Genomic DNA, 21,773 nt, shown 5'->3' with positions numbered 1-21,773 from the left:
CAAACGCACACTTTCCTACGTTTCGACATACACGTGTATTATTATAAGGTTGCCGCAGGCACACTGTGGAAGCGTGGGACGATGTGATTTCTATGTGAAAATTCAAACGATTTTCTTAAAGCGGTGGAAATCGTTTGTAAAATTGTTTATAGTAGATTATGATATAGGATGTGTAAATGACACAATCATAACTTTAAATATCTGACACACTGATCGTGTGCATTCGATACGACAAGGAGGAAACATCATATGGATAAAAAGCAACAGCCAAAGGCAGTCCGCAGGAAGTCAGGCCAGGGCGGTGGAAGGATATTCCGCAGCATTGTCATCGTTTTCCTGGCACTGGTACTGGTCGGAGGGGTTTCCGTATTCTTCATGCTGAGCACGATTGTCGGCTCTGTGGATACGGATGATATGGCGGATAAAATCGTCAATCGGGAGCCATCGACATTTTATGCGGCAGACGGTACGAAAATTTATGAATGGGGCGGTGTCAGCCGGGAAAATGTCACCTACAAGCAAATTCCCCAGTCTACGATCGATGCCTTTCTGGCAATCGAGGATTCCGTTACTTTTCCCATAACGGATTCGACCTTCCCCGCTTCATTTCCAGTGCTTTATTCAATGTAAAGTCCGGAAGCTTTGCACAGGGCGGTTCCACACTGACCATGCAGACCATCGACAACTTCATCATGAAGCCGGAAGAGGAAAAGGCCGAAAAAGAGGGCAAGACATATTCCGCGTTGGAAAAAGTAGAACGTAAGGTACAGGAAATCTACATGAGTATGAGTCTGGAAAAGGACCTGTCCAAGGAAGAAATCATTACGAAGTATCTGAATGAAATCAATTTCGGTGACAGTGCCCGCGGTATTCAAAAGGGTGCTGAATATTATTTTGGTAAGAATGTTGAGGAATTAAATCTGACGGAAAGTGCCTTTCTGGCCGGTGTCATCAACGCACCAAACAGCTATAATCCCTACCGTGGCTACGACAAGAGCACCGGTGATAACTTCTATCAGTATGCGAGTGAGCGTAGAGATGAAACACTGAATCTGATGCTGAAGCACGGCTATATTACGGAAACCGAATACAAGCTGGCAAAAAGCACAAAGCTGGCATTCCAGCTGACCGGAGAGAAGAAAAAATCATCTGCCGGCTCTGATAAATATTACGACTATGTATATGAAGCTGCGAAGGAAGTACAGGCGCTTACCGGAGAGGATCCTGCACTTGTTCCCATGAAAATCTATACATCCCTGGATATCCATGCACAGGATCATGCCAATGAATTATCCAGCGGTAGGTCTGTCGAATTCTTCTCGGACAGCAATTTCCAAATCGGATTCACTGTTTTAAACAATCAGACCGGCGAAATCGTCGCCGTTTCCGGAGGCCGCGGCGATGTGGAATCCAAGACCTATTTGAATCGCTATACAGAGCCGAAGAGTGTTGGCTCCACCATCAAGCCGCTGCTGGATTATGCGCCAACCTTTGATAAGCTGGGATGGGCTACCTCCCGTGTCATGGAGGATAAGCCGCTGAATATTACCGGATGGTCTGTACAGAACTCCGATGGCAATTTCTATGGAAAGGTCAGCCTGGAGCGTGCTGTATCCAAGTCCCTGAATACGATTGCCGTGCAATCCCTGCAGGCTCTTCTGGAGAGTGAAGGGCAGGATGCAATGATTCAGTATCTAAAGAATTTAGGCTTCAGTGATTCGGTTGCCGATGCCTTCAGTCTTCAGTATTCCATCGGTGGTGCGGAAATGAAGGGCTCCACGACGCAAATGGCAGCTGCCTATGCAGCCCTGGCTAATGGCGGCTATTATATTGAACCGCACATGGTCACAAAGGTGGAATATAAGGATGAATCCAGAACCTTCGACAACAAGCCGAAGAAAACGCGCGTCATGTCCGAGCAGGCAGCTTATATGATGAGTGATCTGCTGTACAAGGCAGTAAACGGCAAAACAAAGGGTGAAAACCTGATGGGTTCCCTTGGCTTCGGCGCCTATCCTGTCTATGGTAAGACAGGTACCAGTGACTGGGCCGACTTGGGTGTGGCATACGGTATTCCCGTTCTCGCAATGAAGGATGAATGGATGATAAATTATACAAGCGAATACACAATCGCGACCTGGTCAGGCTTTGATGCAGCAAAGGAAGGCGCATATTTCACAATGGATATGATTAACGCAAATATCCCCGGCTGGATCAACAAATCCATGCTGGATACCATCAGCTCCAACGCTGTTCGTATTCAACAGCCGGATGGCATCAGCTCCTATGGCGGCGGTCTGATCAAGACCGAATGGCTCTCTTCGGCAGCAAAGAACAACCCGATGACAGAACAAAATGCGAATGTCACCAACAGCAAGCTGGAAGCGGCAATATCCAGTGCTGCAGGCATGAATGCAGATGATTATACGGCGGAAAGCTATGCCAAGCTGAAGGAAGCTCTGGATGCGGCACGAAAAGTGATGGCGAACTCTGCGGCAACACAGGAGGAAATCGATGCGGCACGAAGTGCATTGGAAGCCGCCATGCAGGGACTTGTAAAGAAAGAGGAAACACCGAAGACGGATACCTCGGCACTGAGCTCGGCCCTGAACAGTGCGCAGGGCTATGTGGATACCACCAAATATCAAAGCGATAAGGTTGCGGCTTTGCAAAGTGCAATCAGCAGCGGTAACAGTGTGCTTGCGAATAAGGACAGTACGCAGGAACAGATTGATGCGGCGACCGCTGCCATCAATACAGCTGTGCAGAATTGTATCAGCTCCCCTGTGCAAACCACACCACCGCCGGATACCGGTGGCGACGCAAACAACGGCAACGGTACAACACCTCCTTCGGACAACACCCAGAACAACCAGAATAATCAAACACCGGCACCATAAAGCAGGACAGGATCGATTTATGATCCTGTCTTTTATTCTTTACCTTTATAAAAGTAAATTTTTCCAACAACATTGCCCGCAAAAGTAGAAATAAGAAGGAAATTTGTATATAATAGAAAAAGGTGATAAATGTGATAGGATATCCAAATAGAAAAGTGATGCCGACACCAGCCGTTAAAGCCCAGGATAACCACATGGGAAGAGGGATGTCGTTGGAGAATGATTTGAATGATTCCAATGCATATTACTGCAGCTGCGATCGTGCATTGATACATAAGAAGCCGACACCGATACAGGTTGTCAAGGTTGATTACCCTGAGCGCAGTGCCGCCAAAATTACGGAAGCCTATTATAAAACACCAAGTACAACAGATTACAACGGTATCTATCGTGGAAGAGCTATCGATTTTGAAGCAAAGGAAACAAGGCAGAAGACCTCGTTCCCCTTCAAAAGCATTCATCCACATCAGATTGAGCATTTAAAAAAGGTGATACAGCATGGAGGAATCGGATTTTTCATTATCCGTTTCACCTGCTTCGAAGAAACCTATCTGATCGATGCCGCAATACTGATTGACATGTACTATGAGGGAGAACGCAAATCGATATCTTACATGAAAGTGAAGGAAGTAGGTTCCCTTATCCGTATGGGTCTGACACCGAGATTATGTTATCTTGATAACGTCGATGCCCTGTACTTCAAGGAGGAAAAATCATATGGAACAAAATCCAAACGAGGAAACGGTTGATGTGAATGCATCACCGCAGCAACCAGAAGCAAAGGACACCTTAGAAACAACAGATGACATGGATTCACAGGCTTCTGTGAAAATGGAAGGCTCCACGGAAGCTGATACGTCAGCTTCACAGGAAAAGGAAGCAGTACCGGTTGAGACAGCATTGGAGACTGAACCTGCACAGGATACAGAAAAAGCCCCAGTTGACGCTGATACGAAAGCTGAAGCGACGGAAAATGATACTGATGAAGAAAAAACGTCAGCCACAACAGAAGTATCCGATACAGCAGCTGCAAAGACAGAAGCTGGTGCAGAAGGAATGCCGTCTGATTTCAACACCGCAGAGAATGCTTCTGCAGATACAGCCGTTTCTGAGGAGGCTATCCCTGCAGAAAACTCTCCAAAAGCAAGCCTAGAAAACGCCTCTTCTGAGGATGAGACTTTTTCAGAGCAAGCTGTGCAGGAGCCTGTTTCAGCAGAAGCTGTCGACACAGACATACTGAATGGAAAAGCTTTCCCTGCAGAAGACTCTCCAGAAGCAAGCCTGGAAGAAGACGTCGCTTCTGAAGATGAACCTTTATCAGAGCAAGCTGTGCAGGAGCCTGTTTCGGCAGCAGCTGTCGAAACGGATATATTGAATGAAGAAGCTATCCCTGCAGAGGACACTCCAGAAGCAAGCCTGGAAGAAGACGTCGCTTCTGAGGACGAACCTTTATCAGAGCAAGCTGTGCAGGAGCCTGTTTCGGCAGAAGCTGTCAACACGGACATACTGAATGAGGAAATGCTTGTCAGTGAGGATGCTGAGGAAGCAGACTCTGCCAATCGTAAAAAGAAGCCTGAGAAAAACAAAGGCAAGCTAAGCAGAGGGCGTAAAATCGTCAACGGCATTATCATTGCTTTTCTGACAATCGCCTTACTTGGCAGCGGGACAGGTGCTTATCTGCTTTACCACATCGCACATAAGGCTGATCCTGATGGAATGGTAGAAAAGATGAAAAGTGACGAGCCGTCTGTATTCTATGCAAGTGACGGAAAGACAATCATCGGAGAGCTGGGAGAAGAAAGCCGCGAAAACATCACCTATGAACAGGTTCCGCAATCAACAATTGATGCTTTTCTGGCTATTGAGGATTCCCGTTTTTATTCTCATAACGGATTTGACCTTCCCCGTTTTATCTCCAGCGCATTCAACAATATGAAATCCGGTGACCTTTCACAGGGAGGCTCTACGCTGACCATGCAGACGGTCGACAATTTCATCATGAAGCCTGTGGAAGACAAGATGCAGAAGGAAGGAAAATATTTCAGCACCAAGGAAAAAATCGAACGCAAAATTCAGGAAATTTATCTGAGCATGTGTCTGGATGACGAATTGAGCAAGGAAGACATCATGACAAGATACCTGAATCAGATCAACTTCGGGCAGCATACCCGTGGAATCCAAAAAGGTGCACAATATTACTTTGGCAAAAATGTAGAGGATCTGAACCTGTCGGAAAGTGCTTTCCTCGCCGGCGTTATCAATGCGCCAAACAGCAACAATCCCTACAACGGCATCATCGATGGTGACAATTACTATCAGCAGGCAATGAAGCGGCGGGATGAAACACTGTATCAGATGCTGAATCACGGCTACATAACAGAGACAGAATACAAGCTGGCAAAAGCAACAAAGCTGGCGTTTCAGGTTGCCGGAGAGCCGGATGCTGCTGAACTGGACCCTTATAAGGACTACGTGCGTGCGGCGGCGGATGAAATCATCGATAAATACGGGGTTGATCCGGCTACCACGCCAATGAAGGTATACACAGCACTGGACATCAATGCACAAAAGGCCGCGAACAAGGCATCCAGCGGAAAGGTCGTCGGCTTAACCGATAACAAGTATTATCAAATCGGCTTTACTGTTCTGAATAACAAAAACGGTGAAGTTATCGCTGTGAGTGCAGGCAGAACCGACATCAAATCCGCAGACGGTCAGGTGCATTTCCGTTTCCGTGAGCCGCATCAGCCTGGTTCCAGTATCAAACCGATCTTTGATTACGCTCCATCCTTTGATAAGATTGGTTACTGTACCTCCCGTGTATTTGTAGACAAGGCAATCAGCTTCGGTAACTGGAATGTTATCAATGCAAACGGTTCATACAATGGCAAGGTATCCATGGAGCGTGCGATTGCACAGTCTTTGAACACCCCTGCTGTACAAACCTTTGATGCCCTGTTAAATCGCGTTGGCTATGATGAAATGATCAGCTATGCCAAGAAAATGGGCTTTGATCCGGATGTCGCAAAGAACATGGATATTCAGTATTCCATAGGGGCTTCCGGTATGATGGCCTCCCCTACCGAAATGGCAGCGGCTTATGCGACACTAGCAAATGGCGGCACCTACAATGAGGCGCATATGGTACGGAAAATCGTATACAAAAACGAAGATAAAACCATCAAGGCAAAGGTTCAAACACATCAGCCGCTATCTCCGCAGGCTGCCTACATGACCAGCGATCTGCTTTACCGTGCAATTTTCGGGAAAGACAGTGGTTGGAATTTAATGAGCCGTTTAGGCTTTGGTGCCTATCCGGTATATGGAAAGACCGGAACGAGTGACTGGGCGGATGATGCCTGGAAGTATGGCGGCCCTATGAAGGATGAATGGATGATCAATTACACAAGCGAATACACCATCGCTACGTGGAGCGGCTTTGACAGCGGTATTGAGGGCAAGCCTACATATATCAGCGAAGAAATACTGAATGCCAATATTCCGGGCTGGATCAACAAATATATGCTGGACAGCATCGCAACCGGAAATGAGCATATGATATCCAGTCCGGGCGGCATCAGCAGCTATGGCGGCGGTATGATCAAGTCCGAATGGCTGGCAACTGCCAAGCAGAACAATCCATTAACAATCGCTAATTCCAAAACAAACAATAAGGCATTGAAATCTGCAGTAAGCTCTGCCAAGGGTATGAAATCTTCTGATTATACGGCGGAAACCTACAGCAAGCTGCAGGCGGCAATTGCAGCTGCGGAAAAAATTCTAAAGGATGATATGGCTCCACAGGAGGATATTGATAAGGCGAAGGCAGATTTGCAGGCAGCCTTGAACGGTCTGGTATCCAGCGCAAATAAGAGCAGTCTGAATGCTGCCCTTACCAAGGCGGCAGGCATCAATACCTCTCTGTATACACCAGAGAGCATCCATGCATTAAACGCTGCTGTAAACAGCGCAAAATCAGTCTATGACAATAAAAAATCCACACAGGCACAAATTGATGCACAAACCTCTGCCGTGAACAATGCCATCAACACGCTGGTACAGAAGCCGGTAATCAGTCGTGATGCATTAAATGAAGCAATCAACAAAGGAAACGCCATCAACCGCAACTCCTATACGGTAGAAAGTATTCTACAATTTGAAAGTATATTAAATGTCGCAAAAACAGTATATGGGGATGCAAATGCCACACAGGCACAGATCGATGAACAGACAGCTAAAGTAAACGCTGCCCTGACAGAGGTTTTAAAGCCTGCACAATAAATGCAGATAATGTTTAAAAAAGGGTGATTCTCATGTGGAATCATCCTTTTCTTTCTGCTTTCAAACAGAAATGCATAACGCGTACACCATGCTTGTCTGGGACACACAGCGTTTAATCCACCTGCATCCAAGATCAGAGCAGCAATGCCGTTAGCTTGCCATGTCTCATTATACTTCCATAGTATTTCATCTTATTCAAAAAAACGACCCGCAATGGATCGTTTTATGACTTTTTGGAATTTCGATATGCTTCCAGCTTATCCTTTTTACAAAACTCCTTAAACGGACATTCCTCGCATTTCGGATTTCGTGCCGTACAGAAATATCGTCCGAAGAAGATAAACAGATGATGTGCCCGGTTCCAGCGTTCCCGCTTCAGCTTACGCTTCAGCTTCTGTTCTACGACCTCCACACTGTCCTGCACCTTGGCAAGCCCCAGTCGCTTGGAAATACGTTCCACATGCGTATCCACCGCAATGCTGGGGATATCAAAGCAGACGCTGCGAACAACATTGGCAGTCTTACGACCAACCCCTGCCAGAGAGGTCAGCTCCTTCATGCTTTCCGGCACAACGCCGTTAAAGGATTCCAGCAGTGATCTGCTGAGGTTCTGAATAGAGCGCGCCTTGTTGCGGTACAAGCCGATTCTGCGAATCTTATCCTCAATGTCATGTATATCTGCCTCCGCCATTGCCTGCGGCGTTTTAAAGGCTTCAAACAGGGCGGGCGTTACTTTATTGACTGCAGCGTCTGTCGTCTGTGCTGACAATACAACAGCTACCAGCAATTCAAATGCATTCCTGTGCTCCAGCTCACAATGGGCATCGGGGAACATCTCTTCCAGAATATCCAGAATTTCGTCCGTTGTCATCAGCGCTCTCCCCCTTCGTATTTCTCAGCAGTCATACCGCGGTTTTTCCATTCCACCAGTATACGCTCTATGTAATCAAAGCTTTTGTGATCGTAGGTCAGCGCTTCGCGCAGCGCATAACAGATCAGCTTCTGCTCATAGTCCTTCAGCCAGTCGGCCATGCGCTGCAGCTCCATCTGTGACAGCGGTCTGCCAAACTCCGATTCAAACAGATCGAATAAGGACTGATCAAACGCCAGACTTTTTTCACTGTTATCCGCAAAAACGCCATCGATATTAAACAGGATTTTCCCATTCTGAAACTGCAGAGCCAGATACCCCTTGGCACTTAAATGAGAAAGGATATCATCAATTTCATCGGAATCCTTCTTCAGCTTATCTGCCAGAATACCGTGTGTGATCGGTATCTGATGCTCATTCATAAAATCAATCATCAGCACCACCATCGTCTCCTCAATGGTTAGACTCAAATCCTTTAAATGATCCAGAATCCAGTCCCTGCGGTTAATAAAGCGTTCATTCCACCACTTCTCCATATTAAGCCTCTCCCTTTTTCAGAAAATACACTTCCTTCAGACTGTCATAATCCAGCAGAATCTGTCCTGCAGAGCATTCTACAGCATACACCGGATTATCATATCCATATCCCAGTGCAACCTGTATATCCTTTGCACCATAGCGCTTCTGCACCTCCTGCTTTACCTTATCCGTCTGATCCGTATCCTTTTTTCTGGATACGATCGCCTTCCCCTTATCATTAAACCAGACATAATTATCCGCATCCTCTCCCACATAGGTAATGTAATAGAAGGCATCACGATGCAGGTTTTTTATTTCCTTATAAGTATCGCGGATGGCACTCATCTGTTCATCAATTTTTTCTTCGTATTTACGCGATGGTCCACTGATAAAGATCGAGGATTCCACAAGCAGTACAATCAGCAGTACAGCAAGCAAACCAATACTTACCGCCAGCGATTTTCCATTGATTTTCATTGCGTACCTCCTTTACACTTCTGTCTTTTATTATACACAATTTTAGAGGATTTGTCTTGAAAAAACCTTTGCAGATTTAGAAACAGCTGCAAACTCACTCCGCCTTATCATTATATCAGAAATCGCAATCTATGCCCACGCAACGGATAAAATTGTAAGAAAAAAGACGGGTTTTCCGTCTTATGCCATGCACTTCATCAGCTCCCTGCAGAAGCTTGCACTGCGTGAGGAGGCATGCTCTACATAGGTCATGAAATCCATATGGGAGTCCTTACTGTGTGCTACATCGGAAAGTGAGCGCAGGACGACAAAGGGGATATGATAATGAGCGCATACCTGAGCAATCGCACCGGCTTCCATCTCCGCACAGACTGCATCCGGAAACAGCTCGTTCAGCCGTTGCAGCTGCGCTTCCCGGGCAACGAACTGATCTCCACTTGCCACCAGACCGCGATGCACCACAACGCCCAGCTTGTTCAATGCCTGCTCGCACATGTCACCAAGATCCTGGTCCGCTTCAAAATACAGACCGATTCCATCAGCTCCATCCACAGGACTCGTATCGTAATCGTGCTGAACGACCTGTGTACTGATAACGGCATCCAGAATATTCTGCTGCACCTGCAGACCTCCGGCCGTCCCGATGTTGACGATACAATCGATTGAAAAATTCTCCAGCAGAATCGTCGTTGCCATACCGGCATTTCCTTTACCGACACCGCTTTTCATCACAAGCAGCTCTTTGCCCGCCAGTATTCCCTTATCAAAGTCAATTCCGCTTTTCATCAGATGCTCATGACTTTCCATAATGGATACGATTGCATCTACTTCCTTATCCATTGCTGCAATCACTGCAATCATTGTATACCTCCCGCTTTCCTGCAGATATAAAACTGCTTTTCTCCCTCACAGATTCCCGCCTGTGTAAAATCCGTATAGACCTCCACCTGAAAACCGGCGTTTTTCAATTCCGCAAGAATCCAGGCAGGCTCATAAACTCTTTGCTCATGCTGCTCCAGTGTCACACGACCCTCGCTGTCATAAAAAGCAAAATTCTGATAGATCCGGTCATCCTCACTGGCAATGGTCCACTGGTACTCCAAATCCTTAACATGTCCTGCTTCATTGTATTCCTCTGCAAATTCCTCCAGGCGATCCATGGAATGCATATCTACAAGAAAAACACCGTTATCACGCAGATGCCGGTAAGCGCCCTGAAACAACGCACGCACCTGCTCGTCCTTTAATAGATAATTGAAGCTGTCGCACAGACAAAGGATACCGTCATAGCTTTTATCCGTATGCAGATCACACATATCCATGACACTCCATGACACCTGCTCGCTGCCATCCTTCTTCTTTGCTTCTTCAATCATGGCAGCAGAAAGATCACTCGCATCAACGTGGTAGCCCTCCTGTGCAAGAGCGATTGTAATTTCCCCGCTCCCGCAGGCCAGCTCCAGCAGCTCTGTCCCCCTGATATGCGCCTTGATCAGCTCCACCCAGCAGGCAGTTGCCTCATCATCCTTAACCAGCGCATCATAGACATGTGCCAGCAGCTCATACATCATAGGGAGAAATCCTCATGCGGCAGATCGGCATACAGCTTCTCCAGCTGAAAATGGTCACGCTCCTCATTCATGAATACATGAACGACGATGCTGTTCAAATCCACCAGCACCCAGCGGGATTCACTGTTTCCTTCCATCGCACGAATTTCGTATCCGTTTTCACGAACACGGTCCTTGATATTATCGGCAATCGCATGTGTCTGCCGTACACTCGGCGCACTGCAGATCACAACGTGATCAATAAAGGGATTCAGCTCGTGGAAATCATATAACAGCGCCCTCTCCCCCTTTTTTTCATCAATTGCCTTTTGTACAATACTTAATAATTCATCCATATAGTAGCTCCTTACCTTATTTCAATGTGCCTTCTTTTCTCAGATAAGCCTCCTGCTGCTGCTTCACAACACGGTAGCCCTCCCGCAGACTTTTCCTGCTGATTTCTATTTCCCGACGGGAATCATAACCGCGCGAGGGATCCAGCTTATCGGCGATAAACAGAATACGGTCAAAATCCGTACGATTCCTTCCCTTCACATGATGATATATCGCCTGCAGGATACGGCGGTCACGGATATGAAACACCTTATTTACATAATCCGCTCCGATATAGCCATGCCATATAGCGGCTGCTTCCTCCAGGTGATCCGGCATATGTGCACGCATCCAGGCCTTCGCTTTCTCATACGGAAGCTGCTTGCATACATCGTGTGCAATTCCCATAATATAGGCAGCCCTGGTATCCAGACCATGAGCCTGCGCCAATTCGACACACAGCTGTGCGACCGATTGGCTGTGAAGATAGCGATGCTCGTTCATTTGCTCTTTCACCATGCTTTCCAGATACAGCGCATGCAGCCCCATATACGCACGAACCGCTTCGGGTACCTGATACAGCTTATGCCCCTTGCGGATTTCGCTGCTGGATACCGGAATCAGCTGCATGACGACCCGCTGAAGACCAGCGGGCAGTTGTTCAGTGTGCTGCTCTCTTGAAAACACATAAAAGGGCAGCTGCTGCTTCAGATCCTCACTGTCTTTCCATCGGTCAAACTGCCTTGCCTGATCATCCCCGATCAGCCAGCAGAAGGAATGCTTTGGATAGCGCTTTTTCAGCTCCTTCACCGTACGTATGGAATAGGAGACACCCTCAAGCTCATGCTCCAGCGTGCACAGCTTCATATGCCGGTATGGCCTGATGGCAAGAGCTACCATAGCCGCACGATCCGAAAAGGAGGCAGCCTGCGTTTGCTTTAACGGCGTTGCTGCACTCGGCATAAACCACACCTCATCCACGCGCAGCTGCTTCAGTGCCTGCTTTGCAATCTGCAGATGTCCGTTATGTATCGGATCAAAGGCTCCGCCCAGTACCGCGATCCGCATATACTATAACCCCAGCTTATTTTTCTTGCTTCGCCGATACAGCGTAAAGGTACGCCCGATCACCTGCACCACCTCGCTGTGTGTTGCAGCACTGATGGTAACGGCAGCTTCATTTGCCGTTATCGCACAGGTCTTTAAAAGCGATACCTTGACCAGCTCATGCGCCTCCAGTGAATCGGATATCGTCTTGATCAGATTTTCACTGATTGCATCCTTCCCCATCTGGAAGAGTGGTTTTCTTGTCTGCGCAATCCCGCGCAGCTCACTTTTCTGTTTTCCTGTTAACATTATATCATCGCCTTTCTAAACGTTACATTGCCCTGCTGTGCCACATAGACATCCACGGAAGCCACATCACCACGGATACAGAACCAGCCTAAGCCATGGATTACGACATCCAGCTTATGCTCCTGCACATGTCCATACGAAAATTTTTTCATATGCTCTCTTTCTCCAATCACCGGAGTAAGGATTTCATCATAATGCTGTGCCCACAATACATCCGCTTTTTCCTGCTTGCTGCGGTGCAGCGGCAGCCTTTCCGAAAAATAGGCAACACAGCTGACCTGTTCACACCCGATCAGATCCAGTCGGACAAGACCGCCCAGCGACAGTGTCTGATTGCCCTTCAGCTGATAGCCTCTGGCCTTTAAGGGCTTTAACGGAATCACCGTTTTCAGCAGCCCATCATCCACATGCGTCAGCAGGGAATCCATACGGGTCAGTCCCGGTGTGTCATAAAGCTGATAGCCCTCCATCGCAATGGAATTGAAATCCAGCGTAGTACCCGGATGCCGTGAGGTTGTCAGATCAACTCCATCACAGATGGCATTCAGCAGAGTGCTCTTTCCGGCATTCGCCATGCCCATGACAACAACATCACGCCCCTTACGGTAATGTGCAATCGCCGCACACACCTCATCGACGGATGCATTATCCTCACGCCGGGCATGTGCAGCCAGATCTCCGCAGACCACAATTCCCTGAACAAGGATTCCCTCTTCCTTTAAACGGCGCAGCAAAAACTGTGAAAGCTTCTCATTGCCCAGAGTTGCAGGAAGCAGATCGCGCTTGGTCGCCACCATAAGGATATCCTTACCCAGCAGATGGCGGTTGATACCCGGCAGCAGATTGGATTCAAAATCAAACAGATCAACCACCCAGACCACAAGCGCATCCATGGCGTTGATCTTCTGCAGTACAGCATCACTGTCAATGCCCTGCTTCATACTGATGACCACATCATCATAATGCCGGATACGGAAGCAGCGCTGACAATAGTCTGCCTCCATTTTCGGTGTATATCCGATTGCGGCGGCATCACTGCTCTGCAATACGACACCGCAGCCCTTACATATCTTATTACTCATCATACTCTCCTTTACGAAGCCGCCCTGTTATTTGCAGCAGCCGAAATACGATATTTTCAAAAAAACGATTAAACTTTGTGAATGACAAATCCCTGGTCACCACAGGTGCTGTCAGAACCGTATGCAGCCCCATCAGATTGGCTCCCAGAATATCCGTCATCAGCTGGTCCCCAACCACAGCGACCTCCTTCTTATCAACGCCCTGCTCCTTCAGCATTCTCCGGTAGGTTTTCGGCAGCGGCTTCATAGCGAACGGATAACAGTCCGCCTGCAGTCCCTTCGCAAAGGTTTCAACGCGTTCCTCCACGTTGTTACTGATAAACACGACCCGGATTCCCGCCTCCTGCATGCCGCGTATAAACTGTACAGCCTTTTCATCGGGTAGTGCCACATCATGCGGCACCAGCGTATTGTCGATATCACAGACGAGCAGGCGAATACCATGCTCCAACAGATACTCCGGGCGCAGAGCCGAAAAGCTATGGATATAATAATCGGGAGTAAACAGCTTCAACATCCTCATTTCTCCTATCTTTCGCATAAATCATATCTATTTTATCATATTTCCCTCTCACTTCAAACTGATTTTTCTCATGCAGGCTTTACATGTCACTTCCGATATGATAGGATATATACATACCAAACGTATGTATGATAAAGGAGGAGCTATGGCACGCAATAAATACCCGCAGAGAACCGTGGAGAAAATTCTGGAGGTTTCTCTGGCGCTCTTCAATGAGAAGGGCTATGAGAAAACAACGATACAGGACATCGTCAATGCCCTCGGTATGAGCAAGGGCGCCATCTATCATCACTTTAAATCCAAGGATGAAATTATCGAAGCACTGAGTGAGCGCTGCTATCATGGAGATGCCCAGATGGAGCTGCTCCGAAATGCCAGTGATAAGACCGGCATCGAAAAGCTTCGTGCCATTATTTACCGACAGATTCAAAATGAAGAAAAGAAGCAGATTGACACCATATCCATCAATCTCTGGAAGAATCCGAAAATTTTCATGAGCGGTATGGCAGAGAATTTGAGTGTCAATTCCCAGATTGTGGAACGCATTCTGAAGGAAGGAATGGAGGATGGCAGTATTCGCAGTCAGGATCCGCTGTGTGCCGCACAGGTGCTGATGCTGCTGTTGAATTACTGGATCTGTTCCCCCATCGTTTTAAAGGAGCTGGATGCGATACCGGCAAAGGTCGCCTACTTCCGCACGCTGTGTGATTCCATGGGCATACCGGTCATCGATGAGCCTCTCGAGCAGGAGCTGACAAGCTATTTCCGCATCCTTGCACAATCCATGCATGAGCTACCCTGACGGGTAGTTTCTCTTAATCAACATACATACCGTCGTTTGGTATCATAAAGAAAGGATGTTCCCTTATGAAAGCTTTCAATCGTAATTTTATACTCATGATCATCGGACAGATCATTTCCCTGTTCGGCAACGCAATTCTGCGTTTTTCCTTGTCTCTCTATGTATTGCAGGTTACCGGCAGTGCATCCATATTTGCGACCATACTGGCGGTTTCCATACTTCCGACCATTCTGCTATCCCCCTTCGGCGGTATTCTGGCGGATCGTGTAAGCAGAAGAAGCATCATGCTCAGTCTTGATTTTCTGACCTCCTTCCTCATCTTCGGCTTTTCCATGGTAAGCACAAGGGGGTTCAGTATTGTGCTGGTTGCCATACTCATGATCTCATTGTCTATCATACAGGCATTCTATCAGCCCTCCGTACAGGCAAGCATTCCGCTGCTTGTTTCTGAGAATCAGCTGATGCAGGCAAACGGCATTGTTGTACAGATCAATGCACTGGCAACCCTGCTCGGACCTATTTTGGGCGGCTTTCTGTTTTCCTTCCTGCCGTTTTCCCTGTTACTGAATATTTCCGGAACTGCCTTCTTTCTATCCGCCATCCTGGAATGCATCATGCGTATCCCCTTTCAGCGTGTGGCAACAGATGGATCCATGCTCTCCATCATACGCAGTGACTGTCGCCAGAGCCTGCACTTTCTGCGGCATGATAATCCGACCCTCCTTCATCTGTTACTGCTCTTAGCGGGATTGAATCTGGTTCTTTCCAGCTTTATCACCGTCGGTCTGCCTGTCATTTCCAATATCACCCTGCAGCTTCCGCCAACCTTCTATGGCTGGCTGGAAGCCGCAACCGGTATCGGCTCCATTGCCGGCAGCATTGCACTTCCGTTCTTTTTAAAGCGGGTGGATATGTCCGGTGCATGGCGCTTTCTTTTGAGCGGCAGTCTGTTTCTGCTCCCGATGGCGCTGGTTTTATTCCTGCATACCCCGGTATATATCGCATATGCCTGCATCTTTGCATCCAGCATCTGCATCATGCTGTTTGCGGCCTTATTCAATATCTACGCGCAGACCTTCCTGCAGAAATCCACACCGAATCAGCTTCTGGGAAAGGTGGCATCCATGGTCACCATGGTCGTCATGTGCTCCTACCCGATCGGTCAGTCCCTGTACGGCATTCTGCTGGAAACCTTTGCGACAAGAGTGGATCTTCTGATCCTGTTTGCCTGCATTGCCTCCCTGATCATTTCTCTCCTCAGCAGAAATGCATTAAAAACGATTGGAAATGATTGTGAAAAGGAGGCTGTCCTGATACAATAAAAACGTTTAAGGAGGCATATCATGGAATATCATGTAGAAGAAACAACGATAGAGGCACTGACAAGGATGCTGATTGAAACACCGAGTCCGGTCAGCTATTATGAGGAAATTCATCCGCTGATGGAACGCCTTGCAAAGAAGTATGGACATACACTTACGTATGACCGCAAGCGCACCGCTTATATCCGGGTGGAGGGAGAGGATACGACAAAAACGGTTTGTGTCGGTGCTCACCTGGATACCATCGGCCTGATGGTTCGCCATATCAACGATAACGGAACACTGGCTTTACGCAATCTGGGAGGCATCAACTACAACAATATTGAAGGCTGCAGCGTTCAGGTGCATACACGGGATGGAAACACGATCACCGGTCTGCTTGCCTGCACATCGCATTCCACCCATGTGTTTGATGATGCGAGAAGCGCCGTTCGCGAGGAATCCAATATGATGGTCATTCTGGATGAGCTGGTACACAGCAGTGATGAGGTGCGCGCACTGGGGATTGAGCATGGAGACATCATTTCCATCGATCCGGATTATCGATTTACAAAAAGCGGCTTCATCAAGTCCCGCTTCATCGATGACAAGGCGGCAGTGGCAGCCGTGTTTGCAGTGCTGGAGGATTTACAGAAAACCGGCAGAAAGCCGCAGTATACCACGTTGTTCGCTTTCCCGCTGTATGAGGAAATCGGGCACGGCGGCGCCTATCTGCCACAGGAGGTCAGTGAGTATGTCGCATTGGATATCGGCCTGATCGGTCCGGATTACTGCGGCAGTGAAACCAAGGTGAGTATCTGTGCAAAGGATAACTACACCCCCTATGATAGAGCACTGACAACAAAGCTGATTCACCTTGCAGGGGATCAGAAGCTGGATTACAGTGTGGATGTGTTTTATCATTATGGCACCGATGCCAGTGCGGCGATACGTGCAGGGAACAATGTGTATGCTGCAGCATTCGGTATGGGCTGCTTTGCATCCCACGGCATGGAGCGCTGTCATATTCAAAGCGTTGTGCAGACGGCTAAGCTGCTGTATGCCTATCTGCTGAGTAAATAGAAAGCAAAGTTCCTCTCAAAAGAAAAAAAGCAATGCGCACAGCATTGCTTTTTGTATACATCCGACAGCAGACTACTATGCGTCCCTGCCTGCAATTTTTTTAATACTGCATACCGTTTCGCTGCAATGCGTGCACATGATCCAGTGCATCCGCCAGTTCTTGCAGCAGCCTCAGATAGCGAAGAATCAGAAGCTGTTTTGACCTACTCCTTCTCCTTGTTTTGACGCAGACGCTCCTTGCGTTTTTCTTCCTTTTGAAACTCCCGGTAAATTTTCATAAAGGCACGCTTTTCGATTCGGGAAACATAGGAGCGTGAGATATGCAGCTGTCTGGCGATTTCCCGCTGTGTTTCCTCCTCCTGCCCGTACAGACCAAAGCGCTTGGTGATAATTTCAAGCTCTCTTGCATCCAGAACATGGATATAACGTTTTAAACGCGCGATGTTATCCTCCACGATCATATCATCGATAATGCTGCTATCCTCCGGTGAGGAAATGGCATCAATCAGAGTTATCTCACTGCCATCCTTGTCTGTGGCAATCGGTTCGTTTAATGAAACGTTTTGAAAATAGTTTTTACTGCTGCGCAGATACATCAGGATTTCATTTTCAATACATTTGGAGGCATAGGTTGTCAGCTTATGTCCCTTCTCCGGCTTAAAGGAATCCACTGCCTTAATGAGTCCGATGGTACCGATGCTGATCAGATCCTCCGTTTGTTCCTTTTTGATATCATATTTCTTTACGATGTGAGCAACCAGACGCAGATTGTGTTCAATCAGCTTGTTTCTGGCTTCCTCATCGCGCTCACTCAGCAAGGAGATACAGCGCGCCTCCTCCTCCTTGTCCAGCGGCTGCTGAAAGGAATTGCTGCGGATGTAGCCCACATAGCATAACGCATTGGAAAGCACTTCAAATATTGTTGTAAACATACGATCACCTGTTACCAGTATATGGAAGCAGACGCTGTTTTATGTTAAGAAAGTGACGGAAGGAAAACCGGCACCTGTCCTCCTACCCGACAGCTTGAAAAAGCAGTGATTTCTATATGCCTTTCATACTGCCAGCTTCTGTCCCGTATTTCCTCACGTGATGTTTTCAGACCCTGCAATCCTGCATAACCGCTTTAACCTGTGCCATAACTGTAAAAGCATACAATACATCCCCAAGGCTTCAAAAAAGGTCCCCTGTGGGACCTAGTCTTCCAAAAAGGAATGATAATAAATTTTAAACTTCATCTTTTCATTGATTTTTTCCAATGCAATCGCAAAGCCGTCACGGTCGAACACCGCAAGATCAATATAGGAATAATACATACCGATGGCACCGCCCATCGTACGCGCAATGGACATCGGATACAGAAGGTCATTGATTTCTTTTTCCAGCTGCTGCCGGACAAGAGCTTCCTTTTCATCCTCATACAGCTTTTCATAATACAGATAGCCGTATTCTCCACCCTTATCGGCAAAATCCTTGCAGGTCGCATACTCCTTATTCAGGACCTCCTCCTGCAGCTGCGGATTGGTGGTGACAATCAGCTTCATATCCCGGCGCAGAGTTTCACTAACCGGCTTTTCATCCAGCTTATAGGCCATATAGATGGATAAGGGATCATGATATTCCATCCACTCCTGATCGATGATAATATCACAGAGATCCTCATAGAGATTGGGCAGCAGGCAGACATTTTCCTCATCGATTTCCGCATCCAGGATTTCTACGCGGGAAATACGTGCTTCAAATTCCAGCTCTCCGATAAACAGCTCCAGCATATAGGCAACAATGCTTTCCTTATTGGTTTCCTCCAGTCCCTGTAGCGCTGCACAGTAAACCTTCAGCTCTACTGTTTTAGATTCCTCTTCAATTGTATAATATACCTTAAAATCCGCACCGCGAACTGTTTGGCCGTTCAGCTGCAGATAACTGTTCAATGCACGCTCACTCAAAGGCGGACGGAAGGCATTGATGATCCAGTTTTCACTGAGCTGCTGCGGAGCATCCTTTTTTAGCAGTGCGCTGCAAAGCTGTGCGGTTTTATCGCCGCCGGTTGCAAATGTCATCTCAAAAAAACCGGTTTCACTCATTTCCACTTCCAGCTTACAGCCGCATACGGTCTTCAGCTGTTCATTAATATCATTGAGCAGATGCTCATATTCATGACGGTCCTGCTCACGTAAAGCGGTTTCCAGCGGCTGCTGGATTGTCAGAAAATAGCTCCAGAAATTGTGCACACGATGTTTACTATTCATTCAGATTCTCCTCTCGAATGCATTTTCGCATAAGATTATACTGATGGATGTCATGATCGGGATGTGTGATTTCACTCATCAGCACAAAGCCCGCCCTATAGTAAAGGGAAAGGTTTTCCGCATGATGCGTTTCCATTGTGACATCCTTGCCGATTTCCTGCGCATGAACAAGCAGCGCTTTCAGCATGGCAGAGCCGATGCCGGTTCCGCGCAGCTCTTTTGCTGTGAAAAACAAATCCAGATGCAGGTAATCACCCTGTACGAATTCCTGAATCCAGCGGCTGGTAAACATATCCCAGCATTCGATGACATGCCGTATGCTTTTTACAGACCGCAGTCCTGCCAGCATGGGAATCATTTTCAAATTCAGCCAGAGCAGCTGCAGATGATACTGCAGCGGCTGTTCCAGAGTGGAATCCCATACCACCATGACACTTCTGCATTCTGCACTATCCGCCAGAAAATGACAGTATGGCTTCAATGCCTTTACATAGTGGCGAAACAGGTAGCGCAAGGTCTTTAAACGGGTTCTGTCATCCATGAATACCGTCTTATATAAATCGTCGTCGTAAAAATTTTCTGCAAGCTGCTCATGCAGCGAAGCAATCTGCTCGTCATTCATCAGATAAAATTCAGATAACGGCATACTTACACATCCATTCTTTTTTCGAACTCATATTATAGCATGTTTTTTCACACGGCACAAGAAAGTAGAAGCGTACAGGCAGGAATGCAGAGTGAAGCATTTGATTTCCACCGGCAGATTTAAACAATTCTGTGCTATAAAAAAGCATCAGGCAACTGCCAGACGCTCCTTCAGCTTCTTGATAATCTTTTTTTCCAGCCTGCTGACCTGGACCTGAGAAATATTCAGCTTCCGTGCTATCTCCTCCTGCTTCATGGACAGATCATAGCGATAATGCAGCAGCAGCTGTTCCCGCTGATCCAGCTTCTGAATTTCATCACGCAGAGAAACCTTCATGACGACATCCTCTTCCTTTTTATTGGAAACCTTGTCCTCCAGCAGAATCGGAGAGCCGTCATTTTCATAGATCGTTTCATCCAGTGAATAAATGAACTGGTTTGCTTCAAAGGCCAGTATGACATCCGCCACATCCAGCTCCATTGCATCGGCAATCTCCTGATAGGTCGGCTCATGATTCAGCTTCTGCAGCAAAACCTCCTTGGCTTTCACCATTTGCAGATAGCCTTCCTTCAGACTTCTGGAAATACGGATACTGCCGTCATCACGGAAAAACCGCTTGATTTCTCCCATGATAATGGGAACCGCATAGGTGGAAAATTTCACCTCATAGCTGGTATCGAAATTATTTAACGCCTTCATCAGACCGACACAGCCGATCTGAAACAGATCCTCATTCGATATCCGCTGTCGGGAAAACCGTCGGATAATCGAATAGACAAGCGCGCTGTTCTGTTGAACAAAGCAGCTTTTCGCTTCTTCATCCCCCAATCGGATCCGTTCAATCAGCTCCTCATTGCTCGCTGTCTTTTCCATGATGGATTCTTTTCTTTATCGTGACAAGCGTTCCCTTTCCCTTTTCTGATTCAATATGGAAATCATCCGCAAAGGTCTGCATGATCGTCATTCCCATGCCGCTTCGCTCCATATGCTTTTTACTCGTATATAATGGCTGCATTGCCAGCTGCAGATCATCAATGCCGCAGCCCTCATCCTGAACCGTCATATGTATGAATTCCTCATCATAGGATATCTGTAATACGATTGTTCCGTTCTCTCTGCTCTCATAGCCGTGTATCATGGCATTGACAATTGCCTCTGCCAGCATCGTCTTGATTTCCATAATCGCTTCCATATCCAGATTCAGCGGCATCAGGAAAGCTACCGCACTCGTTCTGGCAAATGCCTCATTTTCCAGTCTGCTTACAAATTCCAGTTTCATCGTATTCATAGCTTTACCTCATTTCTCTCATGTTTCATGATCTGGAAGATCCCGGACATCTTAAACAGCGTCTGGTTCACTCTGGACAGATTGCATAAAATAAGCTGGGCATGCAGCTTCTGCAGCTGCTTGTAGCGTGCCAGGACAAAGCCGATGCCGGTGCTGTCCACAAAGGTGACCTCTTCAAAATCAAGCTTTACCGTTTTGGGCTGATATTTTTCTATCAGGTCGATGCAGATCTGCTTGAGATTGCAAACGGTAAGGTTATCCAGATCCCCGTAAAAATAAAAGTAAAGGATACCGTCAATATACTGATGTTTCATGTTTCATCCCTCCGGCCATCATCTTACCACGTTTTCATTTGCCTTTGGGGATATTCGACAAAGCATCCGGAGGTTCGACAGAATAAACTTTATCCTTCGTGCATAAGGACGAAGCTTGCTGTTTACAGGAAGCCTTTATCGAGAATCATTTCTGCCATTTCACAAAACAGATATGCTAAAGCCCCGATGTCATTAAGT

The 21,773-nt window shown here is 47.2% G+C and carries 23 protein-coding genes; 7 read left to right on the top strand and 16 right to left on the bottom strand.

Annotated features, from left to right (window positions below; genetic code table 11):
- Positions 1-249 precede the first annotated feature (249 nt).
- From ACG3M1_RS11520 to ACG3M1_RS11505, 4 genes are all read left to right on the top strand, one after another.
- Complete coding sequence (locus ACG3M1_RS11520; RefSeq protein ID WP_395814177.1) at positions 250-630, top strand: hypothetical protein; 381 nt, start codon at positions 250-252, stop codon at positions 628-630.
- Positions 606-2,900, top strand: a complete 2,295-nt coding sequence (locus tag ACG3M1_RS11515) for a transglycosylase domain-containing protein (RefSeq protein ID WP_395815450.1) — start codon at positions 606-608, stop codon at positions 2,898-2,900. Before ACG3M1_RS11520 ends, ACG3M1_RS11515 begins: the two co-directional genes overlap by 25 nt.
- 158 nt (positions 2,901-3,058) lie before the next feature.
- Complete coding sequence (gene recU, locus ACG3M1_RS11510) at positions 3,059-3,649, top strand: Holliday junction resolvase RecU (RefSeq protein WP_074748109.1); 591 nt, start codon at positions 3,059-3,061, stop codon at positions 3,647-3,649.
- Positions 3,618-7,181, top strand: a complete 3,564-nt coding sequence (locus ACG3M1_RS11505) for a transglycosylase domain-containing protein (protein ID WP_022300707.1) — start codon at positions 3,618-3,620, stop codon at positions 7,179-7,181. The genes recU and ACG3M1_RS11505 overlap by 32 nt, the downstream gene beginning before the upstream one ends.
- 223 nt (positions 7,182-7,404) lie before the next feature.
- On the opposite strand, the gene nth is transcribed toward ACG3M1_RS11505, so the two are convergent.
- The 10 genes from nth to ACG3M1_RS11455 all read right to left on the bottom strand — a co-directional run bounded on the left by nth (position 7,405) and on the right by ACG3M1_RS11455 (position 13,886).
- On the bottom strand, positions 7,405-8,052 hold the full coding sequence (gene nth / locus ACG3M1_RS11500) for an endonuclease III (protein WP_009269183.1): 648 nt from the start codon (positions 8,050-8,052) through the stop codon (positions 7,405-7,407).
- Positions 8,052-8,588 (bottom strand): DnaD domain-containing protein, encoded by a 537-nt coding sequence (locus ACG3M1_RS11495; RefSeq protein ID WP_008817363.1) that lies wholly within the window; start codon positions 8,586-8,588, stop codon positions 8,052-8,054. The genes nth and ACG3M1_RS11495 overlap by 1 nt, the downstream gene beginning before the upstream one ends.
- A 1-nt stretch (position 8,589) precedes the next feature.
- A complete protein-coding gene (locus ACG3M1_RS11490) occupies positions 8,590-9,048 on the bottom strand; it encodes a hypothetical protein (RefSeq protein ID WP_008817364.1) in 459 nt (152 codons plus the stop codon).
- A gap of 180 nt (positions 9,049-9,228) precedes the next feature.
- Complete coding sequence (locus tag ACG3M1_RS11485; protein ID WP_008817365.1) at positions 9,229-9,909, bottom strand: 5'-methylthioadenosine/adenosylhomocysteine nucleosidase; 681 nt, start codon at positions 9,907-9,909, stop codon at positions 9,229-9,231.
- Complete coding sequence (locus ACG3M1_RS11480) at positions 9,906-10,619, bottom strand: class I SAM-dependent DNA methyltransferase (protein WP_008817366.1); 714 nt, start codon at positions 10,617-10,619, stop codon at positions 9,906-9,908. The genes ACG3M1_RS11485 and ACG3M1_RS11480 overlap by 4 nt, the downstream gene beginning before the upstream one ends.
- On the bottom strand, positions 10,616-10,954 hold the full coding sequence (gene rsfS, locus ACG3M1_RS11475; protein WP_008817367.1) for a ribosome silencing factor: 339 nt from the start codon (positions 10,952-10,954) through the stop codon (positions 10,616-10,618). The genes ACG3M1_RS11480 and rsfS overlap by 4 nt, the downstream gene beginning before the upstream one ends.
- Positions 10,955-10,970: 16 nt before the next feature.
- Positions 10,971-11,999, bottom strand: coding sequence for a nicotinate (nicotinamide) nucleotide adenylyltransferase (gene nadD / locus ACG3M1_RS11470; protein WP_008817368.1), 1,029 nt, complete (start codon positions 11,997-11,999; stop codon positions 10,971-10,973).
- 3 nt (positions 12,000-12,002) lie between these two features.
- Positions 12,003-12,287 (bottom strand): ribosome assembly RNA-binding protein YhbY, encoded by a 285-nt coding sequence (gene yhbY / locus ACG3M1_RS11465; RefSeq protein ID WP_002608871.1) that lies wholly within the window; start codon positions 12,285-12,287, stop codon positions 12,003-12,005.
- Positions 12,287-13,369: a GTPase gene (locus tag ACG3M1_RS11460; protein ID WP_008817369.1), complete on the bottom strand. Its 1,083-nt coding sequence runs from the start codon at positions 13,367-13,369 to the stop codon at positions 12,287-12,289. Before ACG3M1_RS11460 ends, yhbY begins: the two co-directional genes overlap by 1 nt.
- On the bottom strand, positions 13,362-13,886 hold the full coding sequence (locus ACG3M1_RS11455; RefSeq protein ID WP_002608869.1) for a YqeG family HAD IIIA-type phosphatase: 525 nt from the start codon (positions 13,884-13,886) through the stop codon (positions 13,362-13,364). The genes ACG3M1_RS11460 and ACG3M1_RS11455 overlap by 8 nt, the downstream gene beginning before the upstream one ends.
- Positions 13,887-14,037: 151 nt before the next feature.
- Here ACG3M1_RS11455 and ACG3M1_RS11450 point away from each other — a divergent pair, with 151 nt between their 5' ends.
- The 3 genes from ACG3M1_RS11450 (at position 14,038) to ACG3M1_RS11440 (ending at position 17,078) form a co-directional block, all read left to right on the top strand.
- Positions 14,038-14,694: a TetR/AcrR family transcriptional regulator gene (locus tag ACG3M1_RS11450; protein WP_008817370.1), complete on the top strand. Its 657-nt coding sequence runs from the start codon at positions 14,038-14,040 to the stop codon at positions 14,692-14,694.
- A gap of 65 nt (positions 14,695-14,759) precedes the next feature.
- Positions 14,760-16,016 (top strand): MFS transporter, encoded by a 1,257-nt coding sequence (locus tag ACG3M1_RS11445; RefSeq protein WP_008817371.1) that lies wholly within the window; start codon positions 14,760-14,762, stop codon positions 16,014-16,016.
- 21 nt (positions 16,017-16,037) lie between these two features.
- Positions 16,038-17,078 carry a M20/M25/M40 family metallo-hydrolase gene (locus ACG3M1_RS11440; protein ID WP_008817372.1) on the top strand — a complete coding sequence of 347 codons (1,041 nt, stop codon included), beginning with the start codon at positions 16,038-16,040 and terminating at the stop codon, positions 17,076-17,078.
- A 203-nt stretch (positions 17,079-17,281) separates the two neighbouring features.
- Here the strand turns inward: ACG3M1_RS11440 and sigK are convergent, their stop codons facing one another.
- The 6 genes from sigK to ACG3M1_RS11410 all read right to left on the bottom strand — a co-directional run bounded on the left by sigK (position 17,282) and on the right by ACG3M1_RS11410 (position 21,575).
- The gene (gene sigK / locus ACG3M1_RS11435; protein ID WP_002608865.1) at positions 17,282-18,010 is read right to left on the bottom strand and encodes an RNA polymerase sporulation sigma factor SigK; all 729 of its coding nucleotides are present in this window, start codon (positions 18,008-18,010) and stop codon (positions 17,282-17,284) included.
- A 264-nt stretch (positions 18,011-18,274) separates the two neighbouring features.
- Complete coding sequence (locus ACG3M1_RS11430; protein WP_008817374.1) at positions 18,275-19,327, bottom strand: hypothetical protein; 1,053 nt, start codon at positions 19,325-19,327, stop codon at positions 18,275-18,277.
- Positions 19,320-19,973: a GNAT family N-acetyltransferase gene (locus ACG3M1_RS11425; RefSeq protein ID WP_008817375.1), complete on the bottom strand. Its 654-nt coding sequence runs from the start codon at positions 19,971-19,973 to the stop codon at positions 19,320-19,322. The genes ACG3M1_RS11430 and ACG3M1_RS11425 overlap by 8 nt, the downstream gene beginning before the upstream one ends.
- A 147-nt stretch (positions 19,974-20,120) precedes the next feature.
- Complete coding sequence (locus ACG3M1_RS11420; protein WP_002608862.1) at positions 20,121-20,846, bottom strand: SigB/SigF/SigG family RNA polymerase sigma factor; 726 nt, start codon at positions 20,844-20,846, stop codon at positions 20,121-20,123.
- On the bottom strand, positions 20,824-21,261 hold the full coding sequence (gene spoIIAB / locus ACG3M1_RS11415) for an anti-sigma F factor (protein WP_008817376.1): 438 nt from the start codon (positions 21,259-21,261) through the stop codon (positions 20,824-20,826). The genes ACG3M1_RS11420 and spoIIAB overlap by 23 nt, the downstream gene beginning before the upstream one ends.
- Entirely contained in the window at positions 21,258-21,575 is a 318-nt protein-coding gene (locus ACG3M1_RS11410; protein WP_002608860.1) for an anti-sigma factor antagonist, read from the bottom strand. The genes spoIIAB and ACG3M1_RS11410 overlap by 4 nt, the downstream gene beginning before the upstream one ends.
- Positions 21,576-21,773 lie beyond the last annotated feature (198 nt).

Source organism: Clostridium sp. 10cd* (genome assembly GCF_044336395.1).
Lineage (GTDB): Bacteria > Bacillota_I > Bacilli_A > Erysipelotrichales > Erysipelotrichaceae > Clostridium_AQ > Clostridium_AQ innocuum.
This window is presented reverse-complemented; position numbering and strand designations above follow the sequence as displayed.

What these genes read in the sequence shown, in the direction of transcription:
- sigK (WP_002608865.1), bottom strand. Translation starts at nt 18,010, where the DNA reads ATGTTTACAACAATATTTGAAGTGCTTTCCAATGCGTTATGCTATGTG.
- ACG3M1_RS11440 (WP_008817372.1), top strand. Translation starts at nt 16,038, where the DNA reads ATGGAATATCATGTAGAAGAAACAACGATAGAGGCACTGACAAGGATG.
- spoIIAB (WP_008817376.1), bottom strand. Translation starts at nt 21,261, where the DNA reads ATGAATACGATGAAACTGGAATTTGTAAGCAGACTGGAAAATGAGGCA.
- ACG3M1_RS11505 (WP_022300707.1), top strand. Translation starts at nt 3,618, where the DNA reads ATGGAACAAAATCCAAACGAGGAAACGGTTGATGTGAATGCATCACCG.
- rsfS (WP_008817367.1), bottom strand. Translation starts at nt 10,954, where the DNA reads ATGGATGAATTATTAAGTATTGTACAAAAGGCAATTGATGAAAAAAAG.
- ACG3M1_RS11490 (WP_008817364.1), bottom strand. Translation starts at nt 9,048, where the DNA reads ATGAAAATCAATGGAAAATCGCTGGCGGTAAGTATTGGTTTGCTTGCT.
- recU (WP_074748109.1), top strand. Translation starts at nt 3,059, where the DNA reads ATGCCGACACCAGCCGTTAAAGCCCAGGATAACCACATGGGAAGAGGG.
- ACG3M1_RS11410 (WP_002608860.1), bottom strand. Translation starts at nt 21,575, where the DNA reads ATGAAACATCAGTATATTGACGGTATCCTTTACTTTTATTTTTACGGG.
- ACG3M1_RS11480 (WP_008817366.1), bottom strand. Translation starts at nt 10,619, where the DNA reads ATGATGTATGAGCTGCTGGCACATGTCTATGATGCGCTGGTTAAGGAT.
- ACG3M1_RS11445 (WP_008817371.1), top strand. Translation starts at nt 14,760, where the DNA reads ATGAAAGCTTTCAATCGTAATTTTATACTCATGATCATCGGACAGATC.
- ACG3M1_RS11485 (WP_008817365.1), bottom strand. Translation starts at nt 9,909, where the DNA reads ATGATTGCAGTGATTGCAGCAATGGATAAGGAAGTAGATGCAATCGTA.
- nadD (WP_008817368.1), bottom strand. Translation starts at nt 11,999, where the DNA reads ATGCGGATCGCGGTACTGGGCGGAGCCTTTGATCCGATACATAACGGA.
- ACG3M1_RS11520 (WP_395814177.1), top strand. Translation starts at nt 250, where the DNA reads ATGGATAAAAAGCAACAGCCAAAGGCAGTCCGCAGGAAGTCAGGCCAG.
- ACG3M1_RS11495 (WP_008817363.1), bottom strand. Translation starts at nt 8,588, where the DNA reads ATGGAGAAGTGGTGGAATGAACGCTTTATTAACCGCAGGGACTGGATT.
- nth (WP_009269183.1), bottom strand. Translation starts at nt 8,052, where the DNA reads ATGACAACGGACGAAATTCTGGATATTCTGGAAGAGATGTTCCCCGAT.
- ACG3M1_RS11460 (WP_008817369.1), bottom strand. Translation starts at nt 13,369, where the DNA reads ATGAGTAATAAGATATGTAAGGGCTGCGGTGTCGTATTGCAGAGCAGT.
- yhbY (WP_002608871.1), bottom strand. Translation starts at nt 12,287, where the DNA reads ATGTTAACAGGAAAACAGAAAAGTGAGCTGCGCGGGATTGCGCAGACA.
- ACG3M1_RS11430 (WP_008817374.1), bottom strand. Translation starts at nt 19,327, where the DNA reads ATGAATAGTAAACATCGTGTGCACAATTTCTGGAGCTATTTTCTGACA.
- ACG3M1_RS11450 (WP_008817370.1), top strand. Translation starts at nt 14,038, where the DNA reads ATGGCACGCAATAAATACCCGCAGAGAACCGTGGAGAAAATTCTGGAG.
- ACG3M1_RS11455 (WP_002608869.1), bottom strand. Translation starts at nt 13,886, where the DNA reads ATGTTGAAGCTGTTTACTCCCGATTATTATATCCATAGCTTTTCGGCT.
- ACG3M1_RS11425 (WP_008817375.1), bottom strand. Translation starts at nt 19,973, where the DNA reads ATGCCGTTATCTGAATTTTATCTGATGAATGACGAGCAGATTGCTTCG.
- ACG3M1_RS11420 (WP_002608862.1), bottom strand. Translation starts at nt 20,846, where the DNA reads ATGGAAAAGACAGCGAGCAATGAGGAGCTGATTGAACGGATCCGATTG.